Source organism: Microcella sp. (genome assembly GCF_033763155.1).
GTDB lineage: Bacteria > Actinomycetota > Actinomycetes > Actinomycetales > Microbacteriaceae > Microcella.
The window spans coordinates 1-4,371 of sequence record NZ_JANRKZ010000103.1; the positions used below are offsets into that span (position 1 = coordinate 1).

The window sequence follows — 4,371 nt, forward strand, 5'->3', positions numbered from 1 at the left end:
ATGGCGCGCAAGGCACTCGGGCTGGCGTCGATGTGCGCCGCAAAGTAGTCGGCGGGCAGGTCGAGCCCGAGGGCGAACATGCCCATGAGTCGATCAGCCAAGCGGCCCATTTCGGCGTAGTAGGCCTGCCACGCCTGCTGCAGCTCGGGCAGAGCCGCGGGCCACACGTTGGCCGTGAACAGCGCGGTCTCGGTCTCGTCAACCGGCACGTGATGGGGGCGGATGCCCGGCCCCATGTTGAACGACTCTTTCAAGTCGCCCGGCGTCACGTCGCCGCGCGAGGCCGCGAGCGACTCGCTGCGCATCGGAAAGTAGCCATAGAGTCCTCCGGGCGCACGCTCGACCGCGAGCTTGTCGGCGAGCGGCAGGTCGAAGAATGCGCGTGCGAGGTTCCACGCAGCATCGGCCACGGCCGCGTCAACCCCGTGGTCAACGACCTGGAAGAACCCCACCGTGCGCAGCGTCTCGTCGAACTCACGCCCGACGACCGCCGGGTCGCGGTCGAGACTGATGGTCGGCACGGCGATCGAGGGCGTCATGGCCACACGCTACCCCCTCCATCAGCCCGCGCACACCGGGCGAGCACCGCTCATCCAGGTGGCTCGCTTAGCGTCGAAGCACCGACAGAAGAGAGACGCCATGACGACGATTACTGCACTGTTCGAGAAGTTCGACCGCCTCGTTGTCTGGACCATGGATGCCTTCGGCATCAAGTTCGCGCGCCTCGCCTTAGGGATCGTTTTCATCTGGTTCGGGGCGCTCAAGATGATCGGCGACCTGAGCCCGGCCTATGACCTCGTGGCCGCCACCGTCTACTGGCTCACGCCCGAGATCATCATTCCGCTCATCGGGCTGTGGGAGGTAGCGATCGGGGTCGCCTTCCTCTTCCCGCCGCTCACGCGGCTCGCGCTGCTACTGCTCATTCCACAGATGCCCGCGACGTTTTTGCCGCTCGTTCTGCTACCCGCCGTGACGTTCACGGTCGTGCCCTGGGGGCTCACTCTCGAGGGCCAGTACATCGTCAAGAACCTCGTGATCATCGCGTGCGCGCTCATCATCGGCGGCACGGCACTACGGAAAGACCGCAGCGACCGCGAGGCCCGCACGGGAGCAATCGACATTCCCGCACAGGCCCGCTAGATAGGCGACTCGCCCCGTTCGAGCTGCTCGATGTAGCCGGCAAGCTTGCGGGCGCGCGTTTCGGCCCGCACGACGCCATCGAGGCGAAAGACGATCGCAAATCGCGCTGTTGAGCTGATCGAGGCGAACGTGGTCGCGGCGGCCGGCGACGCATCCAGAGCGGCCTGCAGGTCTGCGGGAACCACCATGCTCTTTTGACTGTAGGCGGCATCCCACCGGCCATCGGCCTTCGCGCGCTCTACTTGAGCGATGCCTGGCGGTCGCATGCGGCCGGCCTCGGTCAGGCGCTCGATGATGCCCACGTTGCGCTGCGACCACACCGAGCGCGGACGGCGTGGGGTGAAGACCTGCAGCGAGTAGTCGTCGTCAAAGCCATAGATCTGGCCGTCGATCCACCCGAAGCACAGCGCCGACTCGAGCGCTTCGTCGTAGGTGATTCCCGGTGCGGTCGAGCGCTTCTTGCGCATCTTGAGGCGAACCCCCGCGTGTTCGGGATGCGCCTCAAGCCACTCTTCCCATAGCTCGACGCGCTCGAAGAGCATCACGGGCTTCTCAGAATTGGCAACCACGAGGGTCAGCCTAGGTGGCGACGGTTACGACGTGTTTACGGCTTTGTTGCGATGCCGTCGAGCCAGAGAACAGTACTGGGGTCGCTGTGGGTTCCGCCCGAGTTGACGTGCTTCGGGTCGATCACAGGGCCCTTCTTGATGACATGCACGATCGCCATGGCGTGACCACGCCCGAGTCCGTAGTCATCAGCGAGCCATTGAATGATGACGCCCGCCTTGACGCTCGCATCGTCGTAGCCGCGTGCGATGGCTTCGTCGACGATCGCTCGCGGCGTCTTGCCCGTCTTGGCCTCGACGGCGTCGAGATAGGCCTGAAATGACATGCGAACTCCTTTAGCTCTCGTATCGAGCGACGAGCCTATCGATCGTGTCTGTCCACCCGGCTACGCACTGTGGCCAGATCGACGTGTCGTCGCCCGCGCGCGAAATCCACGTGAGAGCGAAGTGCAGTGCCGTTGCCCCGTCGTCGTCATTGAGCGTCACGAGGCCTTCGCGCTCCTCCGACGGGTCGGGCCAGCCGGGCCGGGCTCCCCAGGCGAAGCGCAAAAGGCGACCAGGAACGATCTCGCGGTACACGCCACCGGTCATGTAAGCGGTGTCGGAGTCGATGACCATCGGCACACACCACGCACCACCGACGGTGAGGTCAACTGTGATGGGAACCGTCGCACTCGACGCGTGCGAGGGGTTGAGGTACCACTGCAATCGAGTGGGCACGGTCCAGTCGGCGAAAACGTCTGCCGGCGAGGCCTCGATGCGACGATCGAGGGTCATCACCAACTCGTGGGCATGCACCGTCATGATCTGAGTCTGCACCCTCGAGTGCCGATTGACACCTCACGCATCACACCGTGACGACGACCTTGCCGCGCGCGTGCCCCGCCTCACCATGGGCAACCGCCTCGGCGATGCGGTCAACCGGGTAGACCTCGTCAACGACGACACGCAGCGCACCGTTGGCCAACCAGTCGGCGAGCGCCTGCAGATCGGCCGTGTCGCGCTTCGCGAGAAACGAGGCGTACGTGCGCCGCGACAACAGCGAGGCGACGGCGAGCTTCGCGGGCGCAGTCAGCGGCGCCAGCCACTCTCCCTTCGGTGCACCACACGACACGAGCGAACCCGTCGGGGTCAGGATGCGCGCCAGGTCACGCAACCGCCGGTTTCCGGCGAGCTCAAAGATGAGATCGAACCGCGCGATGCCCCGCGTGACCTCGGTGGTCGTGTAGTCGATAACGTCATCGGCACCGAGTCGAGCGACGAGCTCGAGATTGCGGGTGCTCGTGACGGCCGTCACGTGCGCTCCGAGCAACTTGGCAATCTGCACGGCAAACGTGCCGACTCCGCCGGACGCTCCGATGATGAGCACGCGCGGGCGCATGGGCTCGACTTCACCCGGGCCCCACGTGCGCGGGGCAACGAGGCCGCCGCGGCGCAAACCCTGCAGGGCCGTGATCGCCGCAACGCCGACTGAGCCCGCGTCAGCCATCGACAGACCCGCGGGCTTGGGCACGAGGCCCGACTCGCCCACGACCATGAGCTCGCTCCACGCGCCCGACCCGAAGCCGAAGACCTCGTCGCCCACCGTGAACCGCGTGACGCCCGCACCCACCGACTCGACGACACCCGCGACGTCAGACCCCATGGCCTGGCCGCTCGGCTTGGGGGTGCGCAGGCCCCGCATCATCCGCACGACATAGGGCGTGCCGCGCAGCTCGTGCCAATCGAGCGGGTTGATCGAGCTCGCGGCGACGCGCACGAGCACCTGGTTCTCGGCGGCGACGGGCGGCGGAGCATCCACAACCTGCAGCACCTCGGGGCCGCCATAGGTCGTTGCGACAACGGACTTCATCACGCGCCTCTCGATTGCTTACGGTGTATGCTTACGCCGTAAACTATGTCACAGCGGCGACACTGTCAAGGAGCGACCATGGCGAGAACTCGGGATGCCCTCACCCACGATCGCGTACTGCAGGCTGCTCTCACCCTCGCTGACGCCGAGGGTCTCGACGCGCTGACCATGCGGCGACTCGGCACCGCGTTGGGGGTGGAAGCGATGTCGCTCTACCGTCACGTGCCCAACAAAGAAGCCCTACTCGATGCGATGGTTGACGTCATCGTGCACGACTGGATCGACGACGAGGCCGCCCTCAAAGCCGACTGGCGCGCGCGCATCGCCGCGATCATGCACCGTGCCCACGCCACCCTGCTTGCCCGCCCCTGGGCGGTCGAACTGGTGACCATTCGCCCTCGAGCGGGAGACGGCCGGCTGCGCTACGCCGAGACAATCACGACGGCACTGCTCGAGGCCGGCTTCACTCCGCAGCTCGCGCACCACGGCCTGCACATCGTCGACGGCACGATCATGGGTTTTACCGCACAACAGGCGCGCCGCCCCACTGCCGCGGCGCTCGGCGACAGCGTGCAGGCACTGTACAACGGGGATCTCGCGGGTGACTATCCCGGCATTAGTGTCACGATTCGCGAACACCACGACCACGCAGAGGAGTATTCGCTCATGGTCGACCTCGTCATCGACGGACTGGCCCGCTTGCGCGACGGCCACCTTCCGCCACGAACCGGTTCAGGGGCGAGCTACGCACGTTCGCTCGTGTGAACGCGGCCTAGCGACGCGCGAAGAACGCATTCGCGCGCGGCGTCCACA

7 protein-coding genes are annotated in these 4,371 nt (G+C 66.1%); 2 read left to right on the forward strand and 5 right to left on the reverse strand.

Features of this window, described 5'->3' with window-relative positions:
* Nucleotides 1-539 (reverse strand): 2-oxoglutarate and iron-dependent oxygenase domain-containing protein (locus SFU54_RS04780; RefSeq protein WP_319015159.1); only part of this gene is annotated, 539 nt, incomplete at its 3' end.
* A gap of 100 nt (nt 540-639) precedes the next feature.
* Between SFU54_RS04780 and SFU54_RS04785 the strand changes: the two genes are divergently transcribed.
* Nucleotides 640-1,140 (forward strand): DoxX family membrane protein, encoded by a 501-nt coding sequence (locus SFU54_RS04785; RefSeq protein ID WP_319015160.1) that lies wholly within the window; start codon nt 640-642, stop codon nt 1,138-1,140.
* Here the strand turns inward: SFU54_RS04785 and SFU54_RS04790 are convergent.
* The 4 genes from SFU54_RS04790 to SFU54_RS04805 are packed head-to-tail and all read right to left on the reverse strand — an operon-like array spanning nt 1,137 to nt 3,558.
* Nucleotides 1,137-1,709 (reverse strand): YdeI/OmpD-associated family protein, encoded by a 573-nt coding sequence (locus SFU54_RS04790; protein WP_319015161.1) that lies wholly within the window; start codon nt 1,707-1,709, stop codon nt 1,137-1,139. The genes SFU54_RS04785 and SFU54_RS04790 overlap by 4 nt on opposite strands.
* Nucleotides 1,710-1,744: 35 nt before the next feature.
* Entirely contained in the window at nt 1,745-2,032 is a 288-nt protein-coding gene (locus SFU54_RS04795) for a DUF4287 domain-containing protein (RefSeq protein ID WP_319015162.1), read from the reverse strand.
* Nucleotides 2,033-2,042: 10 nt separating this feature from the next.
* A complete protein-coding gene (locus tag SFU54_RS04800; protein ID WP_319015163.1) occupies nt 2,043-2,510 on the reverse strand; it encodes an SRPBCC domain-containing protein in 468 nt (155 codons plus the stop codon).
* A gap of 43 nt (nt 2,511-2,553) precedes the next feature.
* Nucleotides 2,554-3,558: an NAD(P)-dependent alcohol dehydrogenase gene (locus tag SFU54_RS04805; RefSeq protein WP_319015164.1), complete on the reverse strand. Its 1,005-nt coding sequence runs from the start codon at nt 3,556-3,558 to the stop codon at nt 2,554-2,556.
* 78 nt (nt 3,559-3,636) lie between these two features.
* On the opposite strand from SFU54_RS04805, the gene SFU54_RS04810 reads away from it, so the two are divergent.
* Nucleotides 3,637-4,323, forward strand: a complete 687-nt coding sequence (locus SFU54_RS04810) for a TetR/AcrR family transcriptional regulator (protein WP_319015165.1) — start codon at nt 3,637-3,639, stop codon at nt 4,321-4,323.
* Nucleotides 4,324-4,371: the final 48 nt, after the last annotated feature.

Coding starts and splice junctions, on each gene's coding strand:
- SFU54_RS04800 (WP_319015163.1), bottom strand. CDS start 2,510: ATGACGGTGCATGCCCACGAGTTGGTGATGACCCTCGATCGTCGCATC.
- SFU54_RS04810 (WP_319015165.1), top strand. CDS start 3,637: ATGGCGAGAACTCGGGATGCCCTCACCCACGATCGCGTACTGCAGGCT.
- SFU54_RS04805 (WP_319015164.1), bottom strand. CDS start 3,558: ATGAAGTCCGTTGTCGCAACGACCTATGGCGGCCCCGAGGTGCTGCAG.
- SFU54_RS04785 (WP_319015160.1), top strand. CDS start 640: ATGACGACGATTACTGCACTGTTCGAGAAGTTCGACCGCCTCGTTGTC.
- SFU54_RS04795 (WP_319015162.1), bottom strand. CDS start 2,032: ATGTCATTTCAGGCCTATCTCGACGCCGTCGAGGCCAAGACGGGCAAG.